This is a genomic window from Furfurilactobacillus sp. W61-4, from assembly GCF_057545565.1.
On record NZ_BAAJNZ010000002.1, the window covers coordinates 34,488 to 61,005 of the forward strand.

The 26,518-nt window shown below is 46.3% G+C and carries 25 protein-coding genes; 3 read left to right on the forward strand and 22 right to left on the reverse strand.

All coding sequences use genetic code 11. The features are described 5' to 3' along the window. Positions 1 to 25 precede the first annotated feature (25 nt). The 6 genes from AC27FN_RS03455 to AC27FN_RS03480 form a co-directional block, all read right to left on the reverse strand. Positions 26 to 706, reverse strand: coding sequence for a hypothetical protein (locus tag AC27FN_RS03455; protein WP_487166621.1), 681 nt, complete (start codon positions 704 to 706; stop codon positions 26 to 28). A 198-nt stretch (positions 707 to 904) separates the two neighbouring features. After that, the gene (locus AC27FN_RS03460) at positions 905 to 1,891 is read right to left on the reverse strand and encodes a ribose-phosphate diphosphokinase (RefSeq protein ID WP_487166622.1); all 987 of its coding nucleotides are present in this window, start codon (positions 1,889 to 1,891) and stop codon (positions 905 to 907) included. A gap of 95 nt (positions 1,892 to 1,986) precedes the next feature. Continuing rightward, positions 1,987 to 3,369 (reverse strand): bifunctional UDP-N-acetylglucosamine diphosphorylase/glucosamine-1-phosphate N-acetyltransferase GlmU, encoded by a 1,383-nt coding sequence (gene glmU / locus AC27FN_RS03465; RefSeq protein ID WP_487166623.1) that lies wholly within the window; start codon positions 3,367 to 3,369, stop codon positions 1,987 to 1,989. A gap of 14 nt (positions 3,370 to 3,383) precedes the next feature. Continuing rightward, positions 3,384 to 4,220: a pur operon repressor gene (purR, locus tag AC27FN_RS03470; RefSeq protein WP_487166624.1), complete on the reverse strand. Its 837-nt coding sequence runs from the start codon at positions 4,218 to 4,220 to the stop codon at positions 3,384 to 3,386. Between the two features lie 250 nt (positions 4,221 to 4,470). Next, complete coding sequence (locus tag AC27FN_RS03475; RefSeq protein WP_487166625.1) at positions 4,471 to 5,268, reverse strand: metal ABC transporter permease; 798 nt, start codon at positions 5,266 to 5,268, stop codon at positions 4,471 to 4,473. After that, positions 5,261 to 5,917 (reverse strand): metal ABC transporter ATP-binding protein, encoded by a 657-nt coding sequence (locus tag AC27FN_RS03480; protein ID WP_487166773.1) that lies wholly within the window; start codon positions 5,915 to 5,917, stop codon positions 5,261 to 5,263. Before AC27FN_RS03480 ends, AC27FN_RS03475 begins: the two co-directional genes overlap by 8 nt. 710 nt (positions 5,918 to 6,627) lie before the next feature. Here AC27FN_RS03480 and abc-f point away from each other — a divergent pair. Continuing rightward, the gene (gene abc-f / locus AC27FN_RS03485) at positions 6,628 to 8,118 is read left to right on the forward strand and encodes a ribosomal protection-like ABC-F family protein (RefSeq protein WP_487166626.1); all 1,491 of its coding nucleotides are present in this window, start codon (positions 6,628 to 6,630) and stop codon (positions 8,116 to 8,118) included. Positions 8,119 to 8,197: 79 nt separating this feature from the next. Here the strand turns inward: abc-f and AC27FN_RS03490 are convergent, their stop codons facing one another. The 15 genes from AC27FN_RS03490 to trpS form a co-directional block, all read right to left on the reverse strand. After that, positions 8,198 to 8,800: an alpha/beta hydrolase gene (locus tag AC27FN_RS03490; protein WP_487166627.1), complete on the reverse strand. Its 603-nt coding sequence runs from the start codon at positions 8,798 to 8,800 to the stop codon at positions 8,198 to 8,200. Beyond that, entirely contained in the window at positions 8,793 to 9,137 is a 345-nt protein-coding gene (locus AC27FN_RS03495; protein WP_487166628.1) for a hypothetical protein, read from the reverse strand. The genes AC27FN_RS03490 and AC27FN_RS03495 overlap by 8 nt, the downstream gene beginning before the upstream one ends. A 3-nt stretch (positions 9,138 to 9,140) precedes the next feature. Continuing rightward, positions 9,141 to 10,067: a 4-(cytidine 5'-diphospho)-2-C-methyl-D-erythritol kinase gene (gene ispE, locus AC27FN_RS03500; protein ID WP_487166774.1), complete on the reverse strand. Its 927-nt coding sequence runs from the start codon at positions 10,065 to 10,067 to the stop codon at positions 9,141 to 9,143. 80 nt (positions 10,068 to 10,147) lie between these two features. Next, positions 10,148 to 10,387: a Veg family protein gene (locus AC27FN_RS03505; protein ID WP_407883351.1), complete on the reverse strand. Its 240-nt coding sequence runs from the start codon at positions 10,385 to 10,387 to the stop codon at positions 10,148 to 10,150. Positions 10,388 to 10,606: 219 nt separating this feature from the next. Continuing rightward, positions 10,607 to 11,503, reverse strand: coding sequence for a 16S rRNA (adenine(1518)-N(6)/adenine(1519)-N(6))-dimethyltransferase RsmA (gene rsmA / locus AC27FN_RS03510; protein ID WP_487166629.1), 897 nt, complete (start codon positions 11,501 to 11,503; stop codon positions 10,607 to 10,609). Then, positions 11,493 to 12,071, reverse strand: coding sequence for a ribonuclease M5 (gene rnmV / locus AC27FN_RS03515; RefSeq protein ID WP_487166630.1), 579 nt, complete (start codon positions 12,069 to 12,071; stop codon positions 11,493 to 11,495). Before rnmV ends, rsmA begins: the two co-directional genes overlap by 11 nt. Further along, positions 12,071 to 12,850, reverse strand: coding sequence for a TatD family hydrolase (locus AC27FN_RS03520; protein ID WP_487166631.1), 780 nt, complete (start codon positions 12,848 to 12,850; stop codon positions 12,071 to 12,073). The genes rnmV and AC27FN_RS03520 overlap by 1 nt, the downstream gene beginning before the upstream one ends. 35 nt (positions 12,851 to 12,885) lie before the next feature. After that, positions 12,886 to 14,925, reverse strand: a complete 2,040-nt coding sequence (metG, locus tag AC27FN_RS03525) for a methionine--tRNA ligase (RefSeq protein WP_487166632.1) — start codon at positions 14,923 to 14,925, stop codon at positions 12,886 to 12,888. 238 nt (positions 14,926 to 15,163) lie between these two features. Further along, entirely contained in the window at positions 15,164 to 16,009 is an 846-nt protein-coding gene (locus AC27FN_RS03530; RefSeq protein ID WP_487166633.1) for a DUF72 domain-containing protein, read from the reverse strand. Positions 16,010 to 16,165: 156 nt separating this feature from the next. Further along, the gene (locus AC27FN_RS03535) at positions 16,166 to 16,486 is read right to left on the reverse strand and encodes a hypothetical protein (protein ID WP_407883339.1); all 321 of its coding nucleotides are present in this window, start codon (positions 16,484 to 16,486) and stop codon (positions 16,166 to 16,168) included. Between the two features lie 132 nt (positions 16,487 to 16,618). Next, the gene (locus AC27FN_RS03540; protein WP_487166634.1) at positions 16,619 to 17,329 is read right to left on the reverse strand and encodes an NAD-dependent protein deacylase; all 711 of its coding nucleotides are present in this window, start codon (positions 17,327 to 17,329) and stop codon (positions 16,619 to 16,621) included. A 43-nt stretch (positions 17,330 to 17,372) separates the two neighbouring features. Beyond that, entirely contained in the window at positions 17,373 to 18,335 is a 963-nt protein-coding gene (locus tag AC27FN_RS03545) for an IpaB/EvcA family protein (protein ID WP_487166635.1), read from the reverse strand. A gap of 9 nt (positions 18,336 to 18,344) precedes the next feature. Continuing rightward, positions 18,345 to 19,607, reverse strand: coding sequence for a hydroxymethylglutaryl-CoA reductase, degradative (locus AC27FN_RS03550; protein WP_487166636.1), 1,263 nt, complete (start codon positions 19,605 to 19,607; stop codon positions 18,345 to 18,347). A gap of 30 nt (positions 19,608 to 19,637) precedes the next feature. Further along, a complete protein-coding gene (locus tag AC27FN_RS03555) occupies positions 19,638 to 20,579 on the reverse strand; it encodes a Ppx/GppA phosphatase family protein (protein WP_487166637.1) in 942 nt (313 codons plus the stop codon). 34 nt (positions 20,580 to 20,613) lie between these two features. Then, positions 20,614 to 21,645: a tryptophan--tRNA ligase gene (gene trpS, locus AC27FN_RS03560; RefSeq protein ID WP_487166638.1), complete on the reverse strand. Its 1,032-nt coding sequence runs from the start codon at positions 21,643 to 21,645 to the stop codon at positions 20,614 to 20,616. A 414-nt stretch (positions 21,646 to 22,059) separates the two neighbouring features. Here trpS and helD point away from each other — a divergent pair, with 414 nt between their 5' ends. Beyond that, the gene (gene helD / locus AC27FN_RS03565) at positions 22,060 to 24,381 is read left to right on the forward strand and encodes an RNA polymerase recycling motor HelD (RefSeq protein ID WP_487166775.1); all 2,322 of its coding nucleotides are present in this window, start codon (positions 22,060 to 22,062) and stop codon (positions 24,379 to 24,381) included. Between the two features lie 19 nt (positions 24,382 to 24,400). Then, positions 24,401 to 24,874, forward strand: coding sequence for an RrF2 family transcriptional regulator (locus tag AC27FN_RS03570; protein WP_487166639.1), 474 nt, complete (start codon positions 24,401 to 24,403; stop codon positions 24,872 to 24,874). A gap of 132 nt (positions 24,875 to 25,006) precedes the next feature. Here the strand turns inward: AC27FN_RS03570 and AC27FN_RS03575 are convergent, their stop codons facing one another. After that, a complete protein-coding gene (locus AC27FN_RS03575) occupies positions 25,007 to 26,179 on the reverse strand; it encodes a cation:proton antiporter (protein ID WP_487166640.1) in 1,173 nt (390 codons plus the stop codon). Between the last annotated feature and the right edge of the window lie 339 nt (positions 26,180 to 26,518).

The window sequence follows — 26,518 nt, forward strand, 5'->3', positions numbered from 1 at the left end:
AAAAATTAGCATCAACCAATCCTAACTAAGGCGTCGTCAATAGATTGGTCACTTGTTGGGTATTGGTATCGTATCGATAAATTCCCGTCAAGTTGCTAACCTCCGGATCTGGCGCTTGGGAACGGACATCAATTTGATACTGTTGGTGACCCAAGTCCGATACTTGGTATTGCCGACTGCCATCTGTTTCCTCAAAGCCCATCTGTTGGCGAAAGGCACTTAAAATTGTTGTTTGGTTAACTGAGGAGGGCTGTGTTACAGGCGCACTCGTCTGATCTAGCTGCGACTGAACAACAGCTGATGACGACGCCTGACTGGTTACAACTGAGCTGTTAGCGTTACTTTGTTGAGCAACATTTGCCATGCCGGCTGTTGAGCTTATTTGGGCAGCGTCATTCGTTTTAGCGCTGACTTTAGCAACCGCATGGCCTGAACCAACCACCGTCGCGTCCGCGTTGACGGAGCGATCAGTACCCACATTATCCACATTGCTTGTCTTCGCTACCGAAGACGAATTCGTGGCTGCTGGATCAGCTGAGTGTAGCTTTGTCTGACTCATTGGTGACGTCTTAGCCACTTTACTAGTTGCCACTTGCGCCGTCGTGTTCGTTGGCGACGCACCAGTACTACTGCAAGCCGCTAGACCTGTCGTACTGATGACGATTAAACTACCAACGATCATTTGTCTAAGTAATAAATGTTTCATTTCTCATACCCCCGGCTTGACTAACTTGAAGCCCTCTCACTAACCTCAGTATACCATTCAATGACAAATATTACGTTAATATTTCTATCATGTTACAGCACATTAGGAAATCTTAACTTTGACCGCAACCAAATAGCCCCAGCTGATGGCCGTATTATGGCGAAATCAGTTGGGGCTAAAGTGATGTTATTGTGTCCACTAATGCGTGCGGCCATCACGATGGAAACGCGTCTTGAATAATGGACTAACCGGTTTGTTTTCGTTGATGCGTTTGATGGCATCCCCGACTAGTGGTGCAATGGAAACCTTGACCAGTTTGTCAAATTGCTTTTCGGCAGGTAAGTTTATCGAGTCTGTCACGACAACCTGTTTAAACGGTGATTCTTTGAGACGCTCGACCGCCGGCCCTGAAAGTACCGCATGCGAACAACAAGCGTACACTTCCTCGGCGCCAGCCTCCATCAAAGCCCGCGCACCTAACGTAATCGTGCCAGCAGTATCAATCATATCATCGATCATGATACATTTTTTACCTTTAACATCACCGATGATATTCATAATCTCAGCCACATTAGCCTTAGGACGGCGCTTATCGATAATCGCAATCGGTGCTTTCAAGAACTCTGCTAGTGCCCGGGCCCGTGTCACCCCACCGTGATCAGGTGAAACGACGACGGCATTTTCAGCAATATGGTTCGTGATGAAATAATCTGCCAACAACGGTGCGGCCATCATGTGATCAACTGGAATATCGAAAAAGCCTTGAATCTGAGCGGCATGTAAATCAAGAGCCAAAAGTCGCGTGGCCCCAGCTTTTTCAAACATATCCGCAACCAATTTAGCAGTAATTGGTTCACGCGACCGCGCCTTTCGATCCTGGCGCGCGTAACCATAATAAGGGACAACCAAGTTGATCGTGTTCGCACTAGCCCGGCGTAAAGCATCGATCATAATCAATAATTCCATCAGATTGTCGTTAACCGGTGCTGAAGTTGATTGAATCAAATAAACATTGTCGCCACGGACACTTTCTTCAATGTTGATGCGAATTTCGCCATCGCTAAATCGATCGACGGATGTTTTGCCTAATTCAACACCAACTTCTTCAGCAATTTTCTCCGCCAGCGGTCGGTTTGAGTTTAGAGCAAAGATTTTTAGCTTTGGGTCAAAGTATTGAGTTGCCATGTTTCCTCCACGCGGATGATGTGATCACAGTCTTTTGTCGTTCTAATCGTACCCATTAACTTGCTTAGACGCAAGCATCTACTGTCCGGATTTAATTAAGCATCTTCTGGCTTATGGGGTAAGCGATCCCAGTAATCTGGTTTATTGGTCTGCCGGGCTCTGGCAATCGCCATATCATGGAAAGCCACATCTTTGGTGATTGTGGAACCAGCTGCAATAAAGGAATGATCCGCCACTTGTAAAGGCGCAACTAGATTTGAGTTACTTCCGATAAAGGTGTGATCGCCGACGACCGATTCGTGTTTAGCAACCCCATCATAATTGACAAAGACCACACCACATCCCACGTTGATGTCCGTTCCTAAGGTGGCATCACCAACATAAGTGAGATGCCCCACCTTCGTCCGATCACCGATATTAGCCTTTTTAATTTCCACAAAGTTCCCTAAGTGAACGTCATGACCAATGTGCGCTTGAGGACGCAGATGGCTCATCGGGCCAATGTTTGAACCGGATTCCATTTCGCTATCTTCAATTAAGGAAGAAGTCACCGTGACATGATCATGAATCAGACCATTGCGAATCTCAGAATTGGCACCAATGAGACAATCCTCACCAATTTCAGTGTGTCCTTTTAATTGAACGTTTGGTTCAACAATCGTATCTGCACCAATTTTTACGTCAATATCCACATAAGTATGTTCCGGATCAATAAAGGTCACGCCATTAGCCATGTGTGCATCATTGATTCGTTTGCGCATGACCTTCGTCGCTTCAGCAAGCGCTTGGCGATCGTTAACCCCCATCGACTCACTAAAATCACTCATCCGGTAAGCACCGACACGCTGACCCGCCTGTTTCAAAATGCCAATCACGTCTGTTAAATAATACTCGCCTTGCGCATTATGATTAGTGACTTGATGCAGGGCTTTAAACAGTGCCTGATTATCAAAGACGTAGACGCCGGTGTTAATTTCGTCAACCGCGGCTTCTTCAGCCGTTGCATCCTTTTGTTCCACGATCTTTTCCACCAAGCCAATATCATTACGAATGATGCGGCCGTAGCCGGCTGGATCGGGCGCAATGGAAGTCAGCACTGTGCCAACATCACCCTTAGCTTCATGATAATCAAATAGCTTTTGCAACGTTTCAGCTCTAAATAAAGGCGTATCCCCACTTACAATCAGAGTCATCCCGTCTGCATCACCAAGGATCGCTTCAGACTTTAAAACAGCATCGCCTGTTCCTAGTTGCTGTTCTTGTAAAATGTATTTAGTCCGATCACCCAACTCATGTTGCACCTCTTCGGCACCAAACCCAACCACGGTTACAATTTCATCCATGTTGGTTTGCTCAACCTGAGTCAAAACATGATCAACCATTGTTTTACCGGCCACCCGATGCAAAACCTTGTATAACTTGGACTTCATCCGGGTGCCTTTACCTGCTGCCAAAATAATTGTATTCCGAGAACTCATGCTAACTCCTTTAATTAACGTTCGTTGCCAAAGACCCGGGCAAGATAATTGCCGGGAGTGGCTTTAATTGGTTCTGATTCACTTTGCAAAGTTTCCACGTGCAGTAACGAAGTAAAGCGCTCCGACTTGCGATCGCCATTAAAACGACCTTCACCAAAGACCGTGATCCCGGCCACTTCACTATCTAGTTCACGTACCAAACTGGCTAATCCAGAAATCGTGCCGCCGCCTTTAACAAAGTCATCAACAATCAAGACCCTTGAACCCGCCGGCAACGCTCGTTTAGCAATCTGCATTTTTTCGATTGCCGTTGATGAACCTGAAACATAATTGACACTAACCGTTGCGCCATCGGTAATCGCGCCATCTTGGCGAGCAATCACAAATGGCACGTTTAGCTGTTCGGCGACAGCCTGAGCGATCGGAATCCCTTTCACTGAGACAGTTAAAACTAGATCAATTGTCTGGTTCATATACTGCGTTGCAATCAGACGGCCAATTTGCCGTAACACTTCCGGTTGACCCAGCAAATCAGAGAGATAGACGTAACCTCCCGGCATTACCCGATGTGAATCAGACACCATTTTGCATAAATTATTAATATAAGTTTCGGCATCTTCTTTCAAAATATATGGAATAAATCGTGCACCACCAGCCGCTCCCGGCAAGGTTTCTAGCAAACCAGTTCCACGTTCTTGAAAGGTCCGTTTTAAAATGGTGAGATCCTCACTAATGGAGGACTTTGCCGACTCATAGCGCTCAGCAAAAAAAGACAGCGACACCAAAGTGCGCGGTCGTTCCAGTAAATACCGGGTCATATCGATTAAGCGATCTGATCGTCTAACTTTCACGTTGAATTACCTCATCCTCGTTCTAAATTTATGCGAACAAAAAGCGTTCTTTCCTTGGTTAATAATAGCACAACGTTCGGCTTTGTTCTTGATAAAATTTGCGTAAGCCCGAACTGACCGTTCAACCCCAGTAGCGAGTTTCTCAAACTTTTTAAAGCAAACGGCCTATCAGTTTCTAGACCATCGACTTAAAACCAAAAGAAACTGTCCTTTTCATGATGAGAGGACAGTTTCTGATGTGCAAACAAGATTAATCATGGGTAGCTAACCGATTGACACCTAACCCAATAAAGTAAATAACAACCTCAATCGTCGCAATAAAGAATGACACAGGCCAATTCGTCCAGTAGCTCAAGGCCAATCCTAACCACACACCAATGAGCGCAAAAATCATGGACAAGCCGATCATTGTACCAACGCCATGAACGAAATATTTAGCAGCCGCAGCCGGAAGGGTCAATAGAATAAAGATTAGCAGCGAACCCACGATCTGGGCGGCAACGCTGACGGAAAAGGCCAACGCAACCAAGAAAAGAATCGAAAGTAGCGTTCCATGTACGCCAGCCACCCGCGCACCAATCGCATCAAACGAATCGAATTTAAGCGAACGATAGACAGCTAGAATCACGATCATCACAACGATTGCCAAGATAGCGACTTGCACGACTGAAGCACGGCTGATTCCAATTACTGATCCAAATAAGATGTTGGTTGCTGAACTGGCATTTTGATTTGATAACGCTAGAAACAAAATGCCCAGCCCAATAGCTAACGCGGAAATGGACGTAATCGAGGCTTCGCGCCGAGAGGCTTTCTCGCTCAATTGACCAACCGCCACTGAACTGACTGTGGTGAACAATAGCATTCCTGCCAATGGGGTCCAGCCGATAAATAAACCAAATGCGGCTCCAGCAAATCCAATTTCTGATAGCGTATGGGTCAGAAACGACATGTTACGAGCCACCACAAAGACCCCTACCAAGCCACTCACCAGCGCGATCAGTGTTCCAGCAGCGAATGCATTTTGCATGAAAGGATAATTAAGCATGGGCTGCCTCCAATACTGATTCCTTCAGATCGGCTACCTGGCCGAGTTGATACCCCCCGGCTTGCATAAGTAAATAATGCGACGAGAAGGTCTTCGTTAATGGAATATCGTGGGTGACAAACAGCACCGCGGCTTGGGTTTCTTGCTGGTAGCGTTTTACCAGATTCAACAATTCATACTTCATATTGTTATCTAAACTGGCTGTTGATTCATCTAAAATCAACAATTGTGGTTTCCGAATCAGGGCCTGCGCCAGATAGGCTTTTTGTAATTCACCACCAGAAACTTTTCCCAGTGGCGTCCGCGCAATGCGCGTTAAATCGGTGGTGGCTATGGTTTCGTTTATCCGCTGTTTCTCGGCATGACGCCACCAAGGCCGCCAATTATGATCTAGCGCTAGACCAACAAAATCACGAACCGTTAGTGGATATTCCGCATCAATATTGCGAAATTGCGGCACGTATCCAATTGTCACACTTGCTCGGTTTGGATGCCAAATCACTGAGCCGCTGGTTTGTCGCAATTGATGCAATAAAATTCGAATCAGGGTTGTCTTCCCGACGCCATTCTCACCTAAAATACTCAGGAATTCTCCTTGATGGAGCGTAAACGACAAATTTTTAAAAACTGCCTTGTTCGGAAACGTCATCGCTAGATCCTCAACAGATAGCAGAGACGCGGCATTATTTTCCACTGATGTCACTCAATCGCCTCTTTTTAGTTAACCGTTATCCTTGATCATTGGCCAAGTATCGGATTAACATTCAAATTTAAAAAGTAATGATTACAGTTTAATAGTGTAGCGAATCTCAATCGTGAATGCAATTAAGAAATTAACTGGATTTCAGTTTGAGCCCTCATCAATCAGTAAAGGTCTAACATGGCGACATTAGCCAGTGAACGTTTTGTTGTCGACCAGAAGACCTCACATGCAATCCGAAGCCCGGCTAGTCAAGACGGGATCACTTTCTGGCGCAAACGTGCTCACCAGACCTGAGCCCTGTGCACAACCAACAACCGCAACTGGGCCAAGACCGCCCAATTACGATTGTCCGTTGTTGCTCGGCCTCACCCGGTCTGGCTCACGCTCTGTTAAAAAAGATTGACGACATTTAGCTTTCACGTTACAGTTAAGCCAACAAATTTCGATTTAAAAGAGGAGGACGTCCGCCAATGCGCAATTAAGCCTGTCGTCATAAAAAAACAAATACTGGCAAGTCGAGTACGCTAATTTAGAGCGACGCGACCGTTCATGTTTGTTTTTTGGGTGATTGAGGCTTTAGCGTGGGGACGTCTTTTTGTGTACCCTTTTTCATGAGCTTCAATCAACCCGCAGCTGTCATTAAAGGAGTTGATTTAATGTTCATTTTACAAGCAACTAAGTTACAAATCTCGCGTCAACGCGAACTATTGACTGTCGACCAATTAGTCATTAATCCCGGTGATCATATTGGTTTGATCGGTGCTAACGGTGTCGGAAAAACGACACTACTTGACGTCCTGACAGGCTCCTTAGCTCCCCAAGCTGGCCATGTCGATCGCCGCGTGACACCAACGATTGTGACACAGCTACATGACCTTTCAGTGAAAAGCGGCGGTGAGCAAGTCAAACAAGCTTTAATTGCCGCCTTTCGTGATCAACCGACTTTCTTAATCCTAGATGAGCCGTCCGCCAATTTAGATCAAACCAATCGACAATGGCTTATTGCCCAACTGACTCGTTATTCAGGAACGCTCCTCATCGTTTCCCATGATCGACAGCTATTAAATGCCATCACGACGACAACTTGGTCATTAGCCGATCGACAGCTAACCACCTTTGCTGGAAACTATGCTGCCTTTCAAGCCAATCAGACTGCCCGGCGCCAACATCAACAGGCCGCCTATCAAGCACAGCAACGGCAACAACGGCGCCTCGCCAAGGCAGCTGAACATCGTGAACAAAAAGCCGCCCGTGTTATCAAACCCAATCCGCATAAACACAGCAAAAATGAACTCAAAGACTTAAAATCAATTTTGAGAAACAATCAAGGTAAACTCAGCAAAACGGCCAGTCGTTTGCAAGCTCGAGCCACGTTTGAGTCAGTTTCAAAGCCAAATTCCACGCCAACTGTTACCTTGCGCATTCATCAATTTGCGTCATTAGGTCGTCATACACCGCTTGTGATTGAACATTTTACCTTGTATGCCGCTAAACACCAGCTAAGTACAAACCTTAATTTGACGGTAAAAGCAGGCGAACGTGTTGGCATAGTTGGCCCTAATCAAGTTGGCAAGACCACATTGTTACGCGCAATTTTAACGAACAATGACCGGGGAATCACTGTCAATTCGGCGGTTAAGTTTGGTTATTTTGCGCAAAACATGAGTCAGCTTGACTTAAAAAAATCAGTTTGGAAAAATGCGGTTGCCCATAGTGAGCAGCCGCGAGCAACTTGTCAAACCGTTCTAGCTCAGTTTGGCTTTACCGATAGTCAGTTGGACCAGGTCGCGTCACACTTAAGCGGTGGTCAGCGTGTCAAACTCGCGTTAGTGGCCGTACTTCTCAGTGACGCCAATGTCCTGTTATTGGACGAACCCACCAACTTTTTGGATCTGCCGACCTTAACCGCCCTAGAAAATTTTCTAGCCGATTACCCTGGCACTATTTTATTTATTTCACATGATTATGAATTCGTTAAGCATATCGCCACTCGCCAATATGAACTAACTGCCGACGGACTCACCGTTCAACCCCTGGCTAACCAACGGGTGAACCCTGAACCGACAGCCAACCAAACACTGTTGGATAAATTCCATCATGAACTGTCCATCATTCACCCAGACAGCGCTACTCACACCATCAAATAGGCCAAAACGAGGCCGTCAACGACTGTTCAAATGTAGACAGTCATTGACGACCTCGTTATTTTTGATATCCAATTCTGGTTTAATGATCCAGCGATCGTGTTAAAAAGGCGATCACTGTTCGACGATAACGGTCTGGATGGGTGCGAATGGCGCGAATATGCGGCGCTTGTTCATCAATCATCAGTTGCTTAGGATCATTGGCCGCATCATATAATGCATAAGCATCCTGCACTGGAACGGTTTGATCCTGACCACCATGAATCATTAGTATCGGTAAGCGATTTTGACTAACTTGTGCCAAAATATTACCTTCACGAAAGGCATAACCAGCTAGGTGTTTAGCAAACGAATTGGCAATCGGCATTAACGCCGTGCTGGGCACATGATATTTATGCCAAAGTCGAAACTTGCCTTCTTGAAAGACCGACCGGTAACCACTATCCTCAATGATTGCTTTGACGTTTTTAGGTAATGCTTGACCGCTAGTCGCCATGACCGTTGTTGCGCCCATGCTAATTCCTAATAACACAATTGGCACGGCTGATCCACATCGTTCAATTACCGTATTAATCCATTGTTGATAATCTTTCCGGTCTAACCAACCGTAACCAATCACGTTCCCATCGCTGCGTCCATGAGCGCGCGCATCTGGCATCAGCACACTGAAACCTTGCTCAATCATCAATCTGGCCCAAGGAATCCATCTGTTCGCGGGCATGATGTAAGCCATGCGCTAAAATGACCACCCCGTGAGATGGTTGATAACCAACAATAAATGTCGCGCGTAATGTCAGTCCATCAGGCGTCTCGATCGACCACGCTTGTCGTTGCTGATTTAGATACCACTGATTCTCGTCAAGAGTATTTTCTTTTAAGGAAGCAGTAATCCCTGCTCGCTTTTGCTTAGCTGACCAATTCATGGCTAAGTAGAAGACGCCATAGCCAGCACCGACTAAAGTTGCATAACTACCGAGACCAACCAACGCGGTTCGTTTGATTAATTGTCTGACGTTATTCATTGGTTAATCCTCCGTTGAACAAGGGGTCTCACTCAATTGCACTGCTGTGCCCAATCGGATTGGTCGCACCACATAAACCTCGCGACAAAAACCGGCCAATCCGTTAGCCACCCGCTGCGCCCGGGATCGTTTGCGACAAATTCCATAGACCGTTGGGCCGGTGCCAGTCATTTCTGCCGCATCAGCACCAAAGCGCAACATTTGTGTTTTAAGCCGTTGGACCACCGGATAGCGCCGCGCCGTAATTGGTGTTAAAACATTTGCCGTCGCCTGACAAATGCCATCGTAGTCGCCAGCATGAATCGCAGCCAGCAATTGCGGCGTCGAGGCGTGTTCTAATCGACCGTAATTAATTTGGCGCAAAATTGAAGGTGTTGAAACACTCGTTTGTGGCTTAGCAATCACTAACCACATTGGCGGCAGTTCCGGTAACGGTTCCACCTGTTCACCACGCCCCGTTACATGAGCGGTCTGGCTCCAAACACAGTATGGAACATCCGCGTCAATTTTCAAACCTAGTTCACACAATTTCGCCGGCGTTAAATTCAACGACCACAATCGATTAAGCCCTCGTAATACTGCGGCCGCATCGGCAGAACCACCACCCATTCCCGCAGCTACAGGAATATGCTTTTCAATCGTGATGTTCACCGCTTCTTTTTTGTGATAAACATTGGCCAGTAATGCTGCAGCTTGATAGGCTAAATTCCGTCGATCATTAGGCAGAAAACCAGTATCTGTCATGACCTTAATTCGTCCATTGCGACCTAAAGTTTTAATTGTCACTAAATCTGCTAGGTCAACCGAAGTGAGGACCATATCCCACTCTTCACTACCATCCGCGTGATGAAACGGCGTATCGAGTAATAAGTTAAGTTTGGCAGGCGCCTTTTCCAAAATCTCCGTGGTGTCACCCCCAGTTAACCGAATTGTTATTTTTTCTATTTTACCCCAAACAAAAAACACCTTCCACTAGGGAAAGTGCTTCATGCGTGAGTTCGCCGTGATGATTACTGTTCATCAAAAGCGATTTCAATATTTTTAGTTAACACATCTGTGTAACTGTAAGAGACTCGTTCGAATGAGTTCTCCTCCTGATCGAGGTCAACCACAAAAACAGCCGGATACGTTTCCCGCAGAGTGCCGCGACGCTTAGTCACCTTTTTGCGACCCGCCTGAGCGACGACCATCAGCTTTTGGCCTAATTTGGCGTCCAACTTAGACTTGATACTTTGTAATGTTGCTGGCATGCAATTCACCTCACATGCACAATAGTATAGCATGGTCAAGCAAAAATTACAATTGTATCAGAGCGTGAGCCAGACCGGGGTGAGACCGAGCACCAACGGACAATCACAACTGGGCTCCCTCTGCCCGGTTGTGGTTGTTGGTTGGGCACAGGACTCAGGTCTGGCAAGCGCGTTTAAAGAAAGAGCGTGAGCCAGACCTGGATGAGACCGACCACCATCTTAAAAAACGTCGTGTTCATGTAACCCATTGGCTAATGCAATAAACCCCGCCAATGACAGTCGCTCTGCCCTAATACTAGGCTCTAACCCCAAAGCGGCCAGTGTCTCAGCCATGGCCGCTTTGGTCGCTGGCGCTTTACCAAATAGGCTTTGCAAATTATTCCATAAACTCTTTCGTCGATGAGCAAAACATCCCTTAATCAAACGAAACAAGGCCGCCTCATCAAATGATAATTCGGCTAATGGTGCACGCGGTGTCAACTTAACGATCGCTGAATCAACATTAGGTTGCGGAATAAAGGCCGTTCGCGAAACGGTAAAGGCTAAGTTCGCTTGCATCCGATAATCCACCGCCAAGGTCAATGCCCCATAGGCCTTGGTACCTGGTACCGCGCTCAACCGTTCAGCGACTTCTTTTTGCATCATGACAACAATCGTCGCAAAGTCAACGGAGGCATTCATGAGTCCCATCAGAATTGGGGTGGTGATATAGTATGGCAAATTTGCCACCACCTTAACCGATGTGGAGTCCGGCAAATGTTCAGCAATCGCCGCCGCCAAATCAACCTTTAGAATATCTGCATTCACAATGGTGACGTTCGGATAAGGTGCCAGTGTGTCAGCCAATACCGGCAACAGCTGCTGGTCTAATTCAAACGCTAAAACACGATTGGCCCGCCGTGCAAGTTGCTCGGTTAATGCGCCAATGCCTGGTCCTACCTCAATAACATCATCTGCTTCTGTTACCTCAGCCGCATCAACGATCTTGGTTAAGATATTGGGATCCGACAAAAAGTTTTGTCCAAGGCTCTTTTTGACCGCGATGCCGTAAGTATTCATGATTGCACGCGTTCGCAGCGGTGTCGCAATGTCAGGTCGTTTTTGTCTATCGCTCATGCTGATTCCCTTCTAGTTCTTGATCAAGTTGTGCCACTGCCTCGAGAAAATCTGCACGAGGAATTTGAAATAGCTGGAGTCGTTTTAACAACTGCTTTCCATTCACATACCCTAAGTTAAGCAACTCACCCAACCGTTCCCGCCGCTGTCGGGAAGTTTGATCCCCAATTAAATGAGCAGCCAGTAGATCGCTTTGAAAAATAACGGCTTCAAAGTGATCGGTACCAGTGGCAACGTGTGACAAGGCCGCTTTAATAACTGCTGGATCGGCATGTTCAATTCCTAAGCTGCCGCCAGCGTTTTCTGGTACGCCCTGTTTACGAGTAATAAACGCGTGCTTGGCTTCTGGAACCGCTCGACTAATGAGCTTGCGTAAACGCTCACCATTAAAATCCGGATCCGTCATCACGATAATGCCCCGCGTTGCTTGCAATTGTTTTAACTGAGCTAACATCGTTTGACTTAACGCGGATCCATTTGTCTCAAACGTATCCACTTCAACCGCCTGTAAAATTCGTTTCGTATCATCCTTGCCTTCAACGACAAGGACTTCTTTTAACTTCGTCATCAATCTTCAATCCTAAAAAAGTCATTGGCATTGTCATAAGTTGCCGCGGCAATGCTTAGTGGATCAACATCACGCAATTGCGCAATTGCGTTGACTGTGTCGACAATTCGGGCTGGCTCATTTTGTTCACCGCGATGTGGTGCTGGAGTCAAGTATGGCGCATCCGTTTCAACCATCATGACCTCAAGTGGCGTCACTTTGACTGATTCGTGCACTTCATGCGCGTTCTTAAAACTGGCCACTCCTGAATAAGAAATATGCATGCCTAAATCTAAAAAGCGTTTGAGCCATTCCGGATCGCCATTGAAACTGTGCATGACCCCGCCAATATCACGAATGTCAGCCGCTTTTAAGATCGCATAGGTATCCGCAAATGCATCACGGTTATGAATGATGACTGGCAACTGAAGTTCTTTAGCAATCGCGACTTGTCGCGCAAAAATTCGTTTTTGATCCTCAATGTGTTGGTCAAGCTGATCCACATGGTAATCAAGGCCAATCTCCCCTAACGCGCGCACCCGGTCATCTTGTAACTGCCCAATTAACGTTGCTTCCGCGGCATTCGTGTATTGATCGGCCATTTCCGGATGCCATCCCACTGCCGCCCACATCGTCTCGTAGCGGTGGGCAAGTTCAATACCACGTTCATTCAACACGGCATCTGAACCGACATTCATCATTCGCTCAACGCCAACCGCTTTCGCGTGCTGATTAAATTCAGCGGCATTCTCGTAAAACGCATCGTCATTTAAATGGGTATGTGAATCAAAAATTTCCATAAATCCCTCTAAGTTGTTCGATCAGAATCTTGTGTTTAGCCTAGAACATCCCCGTTATTGAGCTCATCTGGAACAATAACCAATGTTACTTGGCCCTCGTGTTCGGTTGATAACAACATGCCTTGACTAATCTGGCCGCGCATTTTACGGGGCTTCAAATTAGTCACCGCTAAGACTTTTTTGCCCGTCAGCTTTTCATAATCCGGATACCATTCATGAATGCCCGACAAGATTTGCCGATTTTGTTGATCACCGGCATCTAGTCTAAATTGCAACAACTTATCGGCGCCTTCAACAGGCTTAACCTCAACAATTTGCGCGACCTTGATCTCAACTTGATCAAAATCTTCAAATTTAATGGTCGGCTTCGTTAAATCAAGTGTCACATTTTCTGGCTCCCATTGAGAATCGGCGGCTGCAGCCATTGCGGCCCGCCCCTTCTGCTTATCGGTTTGCGTCATTTGTGCTTGAATAAAGTCGATTTCGGCTTTGGCATCTAACCGTGGGAAAATCGGGGTTCCCTTAGCCACGACCTGTGCTTCTTTTGGTAAGTCGGCCATCGATAATTGTTGAATCTGCATATCTTCTGGTTCGGTCGATAACCCAAGCTGGCCCAAAATGGCTTTCGGTGCATGCGTCATAATTGGCTGTAACAGTAGCGCAATCACTCGTAAGCTAGCCACTAAATGGCTCATTGCTGCCGCCAAGCGCCGATCATCGCCGGCCTTTTCACCCTTGGCTAGTACCCAGGGTTCGGTTTCATCAATATATTTATTGGTCCGTGCCACTAGTCGCCAAATAGCACTGAGCGCATCAGCATAATGCAGCGAAGCCATTAACTCATGATAACGACTGATCGTATCAGCGGCCGTTTGTTCAAGATCCATATCTGGTCCATTAACGCCACTTTCAAACGTTGGCACAGTACCCTTGAAATACTTGTTAACCATTGCAACTGTTCGGTTTAACAAGTTACCAAGATCGTTAGCCAGATCATAATTAACCTTGTCGACAAAATCCTCCGGCGTAAATAGGCCGTCATTACCAAATGGCATCGCTTTTAACAAGTAATAACGTAAGGCATCAAGGCCATAGCGTTCCACCAGCGTTTCTGGATAGATGACGTTACCCTTTGATTTACTCATCTTGCCATTTTTCATCAACAGCCAACCATGACCCACGATATGTTCCGGCAATGGTAAACCCAACGCGTGTAACATAATCGGCCAATAAATCGCATGAAAACGGACGATCTCTTTACCGACCACTTGGACGTTAGCAGGCCAAAACTTTTCGAAGTTAGTCGTGTCTTTGCCATCGTATCCTAGTGCCGTAATATAGTTAGATAGCGCGTCAATCCAGACGTAAATCACATGACGCGGATCAGATTTAACCGGCACACCCCATTTGTAACTCGTCCGCGAAACCGACAAATCCTCTAACCCTGGCTCAAGAAAGTTCTTAATCATTTCATTCATCCGGGCGTTGGGGATCAAGAAGTCAGGATGAGTCTTGTAATAGTTTAACAACCAATCTGCATACTTGCTCATCTTGAAGAAGTAAGATTCTTCATCTGTCCAGACGACCTCATGACCAGATGGCGCCTTTCCACCAGTCACATTGCCTTGCTCGTCATGAAAAACTTCAGCTAACTGGGATTCAGTAAAGAATTCCTCATCATCAACCGAGTACCAACCCTCGTAACGCCCTTTGTAAATGTCTCCTTGGGCTAAGAGTTGCTCAAAAATTGCTTGTACCGCTGCTTCATGATCCTTATCCGTCGTGCGAATAAATTTGTCGTTACTAACCTCTAGCAATTTCCAAAGGTCTTTAATTTGCGTTGCCATCTGATCAACATAGGTTTTCGGTTCTAAGCCTAGTGATTCAGCTTTTTCTTCGATTTTTTGACCATGCTCATCCGTTCCCGTTAAGAAAAAGACATCATTACCCATTAATCGACGATAACGTGCCTCAGCATCAACGGCAATCGTGGTATACGAGTTACCAATATGTAGCTTTCCCGAAGGATAATAAATTGGGGTTGTAATGTAATAAGTTGGCTTTTTTTCTGCCATGAAACAATCGCTCCTTTGACTCGATGAAACCACGTGGTTCCCGAATAATTAACAGTCAGTATACCATACTATCACTCAGTACGAAGTAGCCTAGGTGACGCCAAATCTTAACAGGCAGAAGCAAACTGACGATTTTTGACCAATTAGTTTCTGTGGGCTAGGTGGTGGCGTCGATTCTGCACCGTCTGACAAAGATCACTCGGTGTGAACTAAAACAGCTGTCGCTAAGCGTATTTGCCTAAAACAATTCAATTTGGGTTGGCCCTAATCCGGTAAAATGTAGGCCTAATTCATCACGCAACATCTCCGCGTTAGCAGCGGCATCTCGGTGACCATTATTATTGAAGATGACATAAGTTTGTTCAACCTGCTTGGCAACAGTGCTAATTGCTTGCCCAAGTGCTTGAATTTCTTTTGTCGAATAATGGTAGTTGGTCCGCTCGTGCTCCCAACTTCCTTCCCGTTGCAGCCACCCCCGCCGATTTTGCCCATGAAGGCGAAAATAAGCAGCAGTTGGCGTGGTCACAATTGGCGTAAAGGGAACGCCAGCATTCCCATCGAACGGCTCGTCCGCAATCACGTAGGTTAGGTCGAGTGATTTTAAATAATTGAAAACATCTTCGCTCAACCCACCTTCATACCAACTCGGGTCTCGAAATTCAACACCAACTGGCAAATCAGCCATTTGGATCCGCACCTCCCGCAAGTATCGAATATGTTCGAGCGTACGGGTGAAGAACGGTGGAAATTGGAATAACACCATCGCTAATTGTTCACTAACCACTAGCGGCTTAATCGCCGTTTTAAAGGCCTTGAACGTCGCCATTCGCTCACCTTCTGAAACTGGCGTGTGACCGTCATCGTGATGCGTCATGGTTGAGTGGGCTTTCAAAATATACTTAAACCCATCCGGCGCCTGACGAATCCATTTTTTAATCGCAGACGGGCTAGGAATGCCATAAAAAGACGTATCTAATTCTACCAACGGAAAGACGCCTGCATATTCGTCAAACCGTACTTCTCGCTGTTCATCGTGGATCAGATGTGGATGCCTTGTCCATGTTGATAAACCAATCGAAATCATTATGTCTCCTCCAAACAGCAACCTCAGGCGTAACTAGCCGAATTCTTGCGGTTATCCACCTCAAGTCAACGACCGTTAAAAGCGCAAAATGGCAGCTTACGTTGCGTCGCAAGCTGCCAATCACAATTCTCAGTTTTAGACTAATCGCGTAATGTGCTACTTAAATTGACGCACAACCGCTGTTTCTTCATCAGATAACCGCATGCCCTTCAAATGACTAATCAGGGCCCGCCCTTGCCGTCGATAATTACCGCGAATGCCGGAAAACGACCAGCTAATCAGCGCAAAGAGCATCGTGACAACCCCGGCATTCGTGCGACTCATGGCCACGCCGAACATCATGGCCGGCTGCGCGCCAAAAAAGACCTGCCAAGCACCATAAAACATTAGAAAATCAAAAATCAGTTGAAAGCGATTCATCCACCGCATCTGTGCTAGTAAATTACCAAGTCGAGCAAAAATATCCTCGCGAGCCAAGCCGACCACCTGCCTTCCTATTTTTAACTAAGTTAATTGTAAAAAAATCTCATGAAAAACGCAATCAATACGACGCAACGTCCATGACCTCACTAAAAAGAAAATGTCATTGACAAACACCAACATTTGCCGTTAATCAACTTTCAATTTAGTAAAGAACTCCCGCGCTTCACCAGTGATTTGGGCGGTGACATCCCCAGCTGAAATTGGCTCGTTATTGGCCACTAATACCTTTGTCTCTGGTCGGCGGTAACTGATTAGTCCGGCGAACGGATAGACCTTGAATGAGGTGCCAACGATAACTAATAGATCAGCTGCCGCCACCGCCTGGACAGCTTGTTTTAAAACAGCATCATTGATTCCTTCGCCGTATAAGACGATATCAGGCCGAATGACCCCGTGATCTACTTGATGATACATCGACTGCAAATACGCTTGCCAAGCTACTGGCTCGCCATCTAAAGTGCAATAGCAACGAAATAAATTCCCGTGGAATTCCACGACGGTATCATTACCGGCACGACGATCTAGGTTGTCAATGTTTTGTGTGATCAATGAAGCTCGACCCGTACGACATAAGGCCGCAATTTTCTCATGAATCACATTTGGCTGAGCGTCGGGAAAATACATATTCTCTTTAACAAAGTCATAAAATAGCTCGGTTTGTCGTTCAAATAGCTCGTGACTCAACAATGTTTCTGGTGGTAGGCCATGAAATTTTGACGAATAAAGTCCAGCCTTTGAACGATAATCAGGAATTCCTGAGGCTGTAGAGACCCCAGCGCCCGTCATGAACGTCACATGTTGGGCTTGATCGAATAATGCTTGATAATCAACTGCCATGCCAAACTCCTTTCGTGTTGCTTCGCATCGCCTAGGTGCCGACTCACCGAATGATATAAGCAATTTTTTGTGCGTCAAAGAAGTCTTTGACCGGCATATCATACAGTTGTTTAAAATAGCTAGCCGTATCTGCTTGGGCTGCCTCCGGAATTGCCAACACAAATGAGTTTTGCCGATCAGATCGGTTGAGTCCGACATACGCGCGTTCGCCGGTTTGCGGGTTCTTCAAATCAGAGTGGAAAATTTCAAACAACTGACGCAGGTTCAAGCGCAATTGACGCTCACTGAAAACACTTGAAATGGTGGTAAAAGCGGTACTATTCAACGGGGGTAATTGCCAGGCCTGCAGTTGTTCGTCAAATGCCTTAAATAATTTCACAATGGTCCGTCGCATCCCAAAGGGAGTATCGGCTGTCTTCTCAATCATTCCCGTATATAATTTTTCTGCGGCTGCAAAGGTCATTGGAAAATTCGTCGTTAACTCTGTCCGATGACGTTCAATTTCATCACCAAAAAAGACCAAAGCATCTAACATCACTAATAATCGTAGGGCATTTTGTGCATCATCTTGTTGTCCAGTTTCTGGCTGGATCGTCGCAAAAATACCATCGTAGTATTGACTTTTAATCGTCTCATCAATCAATCCATGGCCCGCCAGTGCCGGAAAAATAACGAGATGATTGGCAATGTTGAAAAGTTGCGTCGACATCGCCATTAATTGCGTATCTAGTTCATCATCACCAAATGTCAGATTGAAGTAGATTTGTGGGAAACCTTGTAAGAGCATCAACAGATGGCTTAATTCATGGGCCGCCGAATATTGGGGCGCCGTAATATCATCAACCCAGATTAATAATCGGTCTTTTAACAGTCGTTGTTCGACCTGGTCGTCGCGTACATAACCGGCGTGTTGATCACCAAATTGAACCATCACGGTACCAGGAAATAGGTCATTGACCTGATCTAACAACGCTTGTACTGTGGGAATTAATTTAATTTCTGCCATATTGCCTCCCTATTTTGAGTCGTTTAATAATTCTGCCAATAGTCGTTTGGCGTCTTCAAGTGATGGTCGCGTTAGTGCCGTTAATTGGGGCACTAATTTAACCACTTGTGTTGGCGTCGCACCAGCAGCCAACGCTAGATTCCGATATTGCAATGCCATATGACCAGGTTGGATGCCTTCGGACACTAAGGCCCGTAATGCAGCTAAATTTTGGACGAGACCCAGTGCAACCGCCAATTGATTCAATTCGGTAACCGTCTGAACGCCAGCAATTTGATGATTGATTTTCGCCAACGGTAACGATGCGGTCGCCCCGCCGACCAATCCGAGATGCATCGGCATCGTAAGCTCACCCAGCAATCTATTTTCGCCCAATTGCCAAGTCGCCAAGCCACGGTACTGGCCTGCTTTCACCGCGTAAGCGTGTGCACTGGCCTCCACCGCGCGCCAGTCATTGCCAGTTGCGACAACAAAGGCATCAATGCCGTTCATAATCCCTTTGTTGTGGGTCACCGCCCGACTGACATCACGTTGAGCCAGTTCGCTCAAGCTAACAATTCTTTGAGCCACCCCAGCCCCAGTCGCGGCATCCCCCTTAGCTAAACGGGCGAACGACACCTGCGTGGTAACCTTGACGAGGCTGGCCTGACCATCATTAGTTAAAATTGCTGTCAATGGTTGATGCCCCAAATGTTGAGCTAATTGCTCACCCAAAGCATTTAAGAGGTCATTCATCGTGTTGGCTCCCATGGCAGCACCGGTGTCCACCGTCAAATCTACACTAGCAAAGCCATCTGCTAGATCACGAACGACCAACGTCTTAATCTGACCACCATGATCGGTTAGACTCGGATGTCCAGCCAATGATCGGCGCTTTAACTCATCTTCATTAGCGTCCACCAGCGTCCGTAATTGTTCAAAGTTAATGTCTTCAAACAAAATTTGTCCAGTCAGTGCTTGACCTAAAGTCTGTGCGATCAAACCACCGCTGTCCGTCGTCATCAAACCACCATAGCTCGCTGCGGCAACAACAGACGGTTCTTCAGTTACCATGGGTACCTGATAGGTCCGCTGATTCATCAGCAAATTAACGGCAACTCCTTCTGGAAGTCGGTAAGTTGTCAGATAGTTTTCGGTTAAAAGCGCTTCAGCATCGGTAGCATTGTGCTTGACAATGGCAACTTGATTAGCACTCAGCGCTCGCTGCTGCGCAATGCGTTGCCGTCGCTGGGCGGGGGTTAAGAAACGAAACGCGCGTTCTTCTTGGTCCACCACAAGGCCTCCATTCTTTACCAGTCAAAATTAAGGATGAACTTGATATTTAGGATGTTGACTGACGTATTCGGACACAATGCCCTCGCGCACGCCACTTTCCGAGAAAATCACTCGGTCTGAATCCAATAATTGCAACAACTCAACGAGCGGTAACATCCCACCAACGATAATATCTGCTCGATCATATTCAAGGCCATCGATCGCTTGTCGTTGTGAATTATCTTTGGAAATTAACCGGTCAAACGTATCAAAGACGGTCTCAGTTTTTAAGCGGTAGCCATGAATGTCTTCGACACGCACCATCTTTTGCGCTTTACGGTTAATGCGGGCTAACGTACGATTGGCGCCACCAAGCAAGACAATTGGTAAATGCATGGCATCATTGAGCCACCAAATATCTTGCAAACGTTTACGCACAAAGACTTGTCCAGAGAAGAGGTTACCAGCGGTAATAATGTTTTCAAAATGAAATTGTTCAGATAAATTAACAGCACCAAACGGCACACTGATCAAATTCTTGGCTTTGCGCTTAGCGACATGAATTAGTTCACAACTGGCACCACCGGTATCTAAAATAATGCAATCATCCAGTGGCAATGCATTGACGGCACCTAAAAAGTCGTAATAGGCTTCGTCATCACCAGATAATACCTGCAATTTTAGACCAACCTCTTTTTGAACCCGACTAAGAAATTCGGCTTGGTTAACCGCTTGCCGCACTGCCGCCGTTGTAATGGCCCGCACCGTCAGATTCGGCAGCTCAGCATATAACTTTTTGAAACTAATGAGGGCTTTAATGGTTCGATCCATCGCCACTTTCGTCAACTTTTTTTCGACACCCATGCCTTCTGAAATACGGGTGTCCTCTTTAACCCGCTTAACTTCTTTAAATGTCCCGTCATTTTCGATTTGGGTGATCCCCATGCGAACAGAATTCGAACCCAAATCGACAATCGCTAAATTTTCCATGCACCTTCGCCTCATCTTCAACGCATCGCGATTCTTACTTACGTTGCGTAAAATAATTAATCCCCATTGCGTCACGCACTTCAGTCAGCGTTTGATTAGCCACTTCGTTAGCCCGGGCTGATCCTTGTGCTAGGACATCGTACACATAATCAAGATTGGCAGCGTACTCGGCCCGGCGTTGACGAATTGGGGCTAGGGTTGCTTCTAAAACTTCATTTAGGTAACGCTTTATTTTAACGTCTCCCAGACCCCCGGCCTGATACTGCGCTTTTAGTTCTGCAACGTGCGCCTGATCAGGATCAAAGATATCTAAATAGGTGAAGACCGTGTTGCCTTCAACATGACCTGGATCACTGACCTTGATGTGTTGTGGGTCGGTATACATCGACATCACTTTTTGTGTCACCGTGTCTGCATCGTCCGCTAGGTAAATCGCATTATTCAGCGATTTACTCATTTTAGCATTGCCATCTAATCCGGGAATTCGCCCCTCGCCCTTAGGTGGAAAGACGCCAGTTGGTTCAACCAACACATCCGCATTATAGGCGCTATTAAACGCCCGGACGATTTCACGAGTCTGTTCCAACATGGGTTCTTGATCATCACCAACCGGCACTGTGGTCGCTTTGAAGGCGGTAATATCGGCAGCTTGACTGACCGGATAAGTTAAAAAGCCAGCCGGAATACTTTGGCCAAATCCTTTTTGAGCAATCTCTGACTTCACGGTGGGATTTCGTTCCAATCTCGCCAATGTCACTAAGTTCAAATAAATCATCGTCAGTTCATTTAACGCTGGAATCTGAGACTGCACCAAAATTGTAGATTCCTTGGGATCAATCCCAACGGCTAAATAGTCTAACGTAACTTCCGTCAAGCTGCGCCGAATTTTTTCTGGGTCACGTGCATTATCAGTTAATGCTTGCATATCGGCGATCATAATAAACGTGTTATATTCGCCGGAGTTTTGCATGGCCACCCGATTACGCAATGAACCAACATAGTGTCCGATATGTAACTTCCCGGTTGGACGATCACCTGTTAAAATTACCTTTTTTGTCTCTGCCATCTAATTGGCCTCCTCAATGACTGGCCTCGCTAAAATAAAACCGCCCTATCATGACCGCTTCTCACACGAAAAGAAGGTCATCATAGGACGGTTACCCGCGGTGCCACCTAAATTGGATCGCTGACGATCCCACTTAAAATTTATTTTCGATGAAAACGACATCCTAGCCCACTTCGTCACCTTAGCTGACTCTCACCATCTCAGCCTTGCTGTTTTACGGTCGCTACTTCACTACGATGCTGATTGTTTCACACAACTTGTATCTATTAAGTATACCGGCTTTTAAAAGAGCTGTCAAAGCGCATTAGCTAGCGATTTAAAACAGTAATTCACCATGATTGACAGCGCCGTTTTTGCCGGCTAAGATGGTCAAAGTTTATTAATGCTGCGACTGACATAACGGTACCTGGAGGCATCAACTTGAATAACAAGGAACAGCAACAAGAACAACAACGACTTGATCAGGTGATGACCGAAATCACACGTCAACAAAAAGACGGGCAACAACAACTCACCCGTGCCCACGAAGAAACCAGCGCCGTGCAGAAAAACTATGCGGATAATGCTTCGGTCAACACGTTTGAAATTGATGATGCGATGGAAACCAACGCGCAACTGCAGCAGCAGCGTCAATTGGTTTACCTAGCAGTAACTAATGAGGCGACCATTGGCCAACAGCTAGATCAACTTGATCAACTCCACAAGTCAGCGTACTTTGGCCGCATCGATATTCAAGATGTCGATGAGGATCATCCGGATACACTCTATATCGGCACCTTTTCCTTGACTGATGCTAATCAAAACTTCCTCATCTATGATTGGCGGGCTCCCATCGCCAGTATCTACTACAACGGTACGTTAGGCTCGGTCGACTACACGACACCAGCCGGTCGCCAGACCACAGAACTAACTAAAAAACGCCAATTCACCATTAAAGACGGCCAAATTATCAACATGTTTGATACCAATGAGACTGTTGGTGATGAAATGCTACAGACCGTGCTTGGCCAGCAAAACGATGCGGTCATGCAAAACATCGTGGCAACCATTCAAAAAGAACAAAATGATATCATTCGCGACACTACCTCAGACTTACTCGTTGTCCAAGGTGTGGCCGGATCAGGCAAGACTTCTGCAATTCTCCAACGCATTGCCTATCTGTTGTATCATAGTCGTACAGCCACAGAGCATGCCTTACAAGCAGATCAGATGGTCCTCTTTTCGCCAAATCGGTTGTTCAGTCACTACATCTCAGAAGTTTTGCCGAGTCTTGGCGAACGCAACATGCGCCAAGTCACGCTAGCTGATTTTTTGACCCAGCGGCTTCAAGGTCTAAATGTTGAAACTTTATTTGAGCGTTACGAAGCTGACGCAGCCAAAACCAATGCGCTATTTACCGACGTCCGCGATTACTTAGAAAGCCCCACTTCTGTCAATGACCTGTCGACCTATTGTCAAAATTTAACGCCAGCAGAACTACGCTTTAACGATATCTTGTTAGACGGGCGCCTCTTTTTCACGAAGGAGACCATCGCCGCTATTTACGCTAGTCAGCCGGACACCATGCGGACACCCGCTAAATTTTTGGCTACAAAGAATGCACTGATCAAACAATTAAAAGCTCGTATTCGTCATGAGGCCAAGGCCGATTGGGTTAACGAAGCATTAGATGATTTGGACACCGAACACTATCACAATCTACTTGGCAACCGGCTAGGCACCTTTAAAAATGTCGATGCAGAATTAAAGTATGCGGCTCGCCTGATTGTTCGACGTCGATTTGAACCGATCTATGATGCGTTATTTAACAACTACTTCTTAGATATCTATCGTCAATATGATCACTTCCTTCAACAAATTCATCCCCAAGCTGTCAATGCCGAACATTGGGCAATGCATGAACAGGATTTTGACACCGGCATTGAATATCACCGGCTCGGATTAGTAGATGCTGTCCCATTACTATTCATCCGGGATCTCATTACCGGCGGCGGCCAAAATCGTAGCATTGCCTATCTATTCATTGACGAAATGCAAGATTATTCATTGGCACAAATGTGTTATTTCAAGCATGCCTTTCCGAAAGCAAAATTCACCTTGCTTGGTGACAGCGAGCAAGCCTTGTTTAATCGCCTACAAACACCAACCGACTTGTTGAATCACCTTGCCAGTGCTTTTTCGGCTAAACACCCTAACTTAATCACGCTGAATCGCAGTTATCGCTCGACTAAGCCAATCACGGAATTTGCCAAGGGCTTATTACCAAATGGTGATCAAATTCAAGCCTTTAACCGACCAGGTGACCTCCCACGCATTTTTATGCGGTATAATGAAACGGATACCTTGGCAGTAACTCGGCAGCTTGCGCAGCGTGAGACGGCTCAATCTGGTACCGTCGCTGTCTTAACGAAGGATCTTGCCGCCGCCCGGACCGTCTATCGCGAACTGCATGGTCATGTCAATGTCACCTTACTCAATGACACCGATCGCACCTTGCCCAGCGGCGTGGTCGTCCTACCGGTTTACTTAGCTAAGGGCTTGGAATTCGATAGTGTCATTGCCTATGATGTTTCCCAGCAAAATTATCCAGATGACTCAGCCATCGGGGCACTTTACACAATCGCGTCGCGCGCGATGCATCATTTAGTGCTCATCTCAAATGGGCCTGTGAGTCCAGTCATTAACGCGATTCAATCGCAGTTGATGATGATTGAACATGTGATCAAAGAATCATGATTTTTAGAAAGAGGCGCTTATGAAACTCGATTTTTCTGTGGCCGTCCACAGCTTGCTATACCTTGATGAGAATAGTCCACGGAAAATCACGAGCGCCGAACTGGCTAAATCGTTGCAGCTTAATCCGGTCATGATTCGCAATATTTTATCTGTGCTGCACAAGCAAGGATATATTGAGGGTTCAGTTGGCAAGAATGGTGGTTATTTACTTCAGCGTCCATTGGCTGAAATGAATGTTGGTGAATTATACGATCTGACGATTCCGCCAACAATCAGCTATGCACGTTTTATCACCGGTGACTCAAAAGGGTTAGTTGCCAACGACACGGATGACAGTGATATTTCTGCTAATATCAACGAAACGCTTACAGATTTATTCACATTGGCCGATACGGACTATCGGCGGTTTTACCACCGTTTCTCCATGACCGATCTAAAAACCGATCTGCATCAGCACGGTCATTTCATCAACCTCGTTAACCAATTAAGCTAAGCAAATCGTGCAGGAGAAAATCAGAGCGAAGCCAGCTGGGTACAGGTAACAGGCTGGCATAGCTCGACAATAAAAAAAGTTGTCTCCCATTTGGGATGACAACTTTTTTTTCATAATCCACTTTCAGTGATATCACGCTGACTTTGCCGTCGCTGCGCGTTGTTTACTTAATGACCAGCGTAATAGTAACGGAGCAACTAAGGTAGCCAATACGATCACAAAAATCATGTCAACGTACATTGGTTTCGCCAGCAAATGGGCATTGAAGCCAATCTGGGCGGTAATCAACGCCATCTCACCACGGGCCACCATGCCCGTGCCGACAACGCGCCCACTATCACGATTAAAGCCGGTGACTTGAGCACCAAACTGACCACCAACCCACTTGGTCAATACGGCTAACACTGTCATCAATAGAATAAATGGTAAGGATGCAATGAAGTTGGTAAAGTCAACGCTCAATCCGATACTAACAAAAAATACTGGAACAAAAAAGGCGTTACTGATCGGTTCTACATGTTCATCAATGACTTTTTTAACGGAGGTCTGGGCAACCGCAATGCCCGCAAAAAAGGCACCAATGGCACCAGACAGACCAACTAATTCTGCTAGGTATGCCATCGCTAAACAAATCACAATAGCCGTCACTGTCCGCGCTGTTGGGATTAACAGGCGTTCACTAATCCGGGTTAAGAGTGGCGCAACCCAGCGCACCAGTAAGTACACGGCAACGAAGAAGGCTGCTTGAAAGACCAGTTGTAGCCCCAAGTTAGTGGAGGGCCCATGACTAGTGGCCCCCCCTAACACTGCTACCATCAAGCTCAACAACAGCACACCAATAATGTCATCAGCGACTGCCGCCCCTAAAATTGTCGCGCCTTCCTGCGTATCCAATGCATTAAATTCCCGCAACACAACCACCGAAATACTAACCGACGTTGCCGAGAAGACAACGCCGATGAACAATGCTTCGCTCCAACCGTAGCCAAACAACAAACTGGTGGCCCCCATTAATAACACTGGCAAGAGGACGCCACACATCGCTACGGCTAATGCTGGCCGCAAATAACGGCGTAACTGCCCGATGTCACTTTCCAGACCAGCCATAAACATCAATAAGATCACGCCCAGTTCAGCAAATTGTGTCAAGGTCGTCGATGACTGAACCCAATTTAGCACTCCTGGGCCAATTATGATCCCAACTAACAGTTCGCCAATAACCGCCGGAACCCCGAGGCGAGCCGAAAAATGCCCCGCAATGGTCGTTGCCGTCAATATTAAAATCAAGGTTCCAATAAAGTTCATTCAGCCATCCCTTCGTTAAATCCGTTCCTCATACCCGATCGTGGGGCAAAATACGCTCTAAATAAACTCTATTCTAGCGTATTTTTTCGCTTGCGCCTATCAAAACCAATTGATCCACGGCTCACCTCTATTCGCCGGTTACACTTGTACCAGTTGATAAAACTTTACATGGCTGCTCCTGTCGACCGAGCTACACTTCCCGGCGATTCGGTCGGGATGCAATGTGCCGACTAAGCTCATGAGTCCACCGCAACAAAATGGGACATAAGTCAGTGAGTGACGCACACTAAGAACAAACTTCGAATAATGATCGTTTGTTCATCATCCGACAGTTTACTT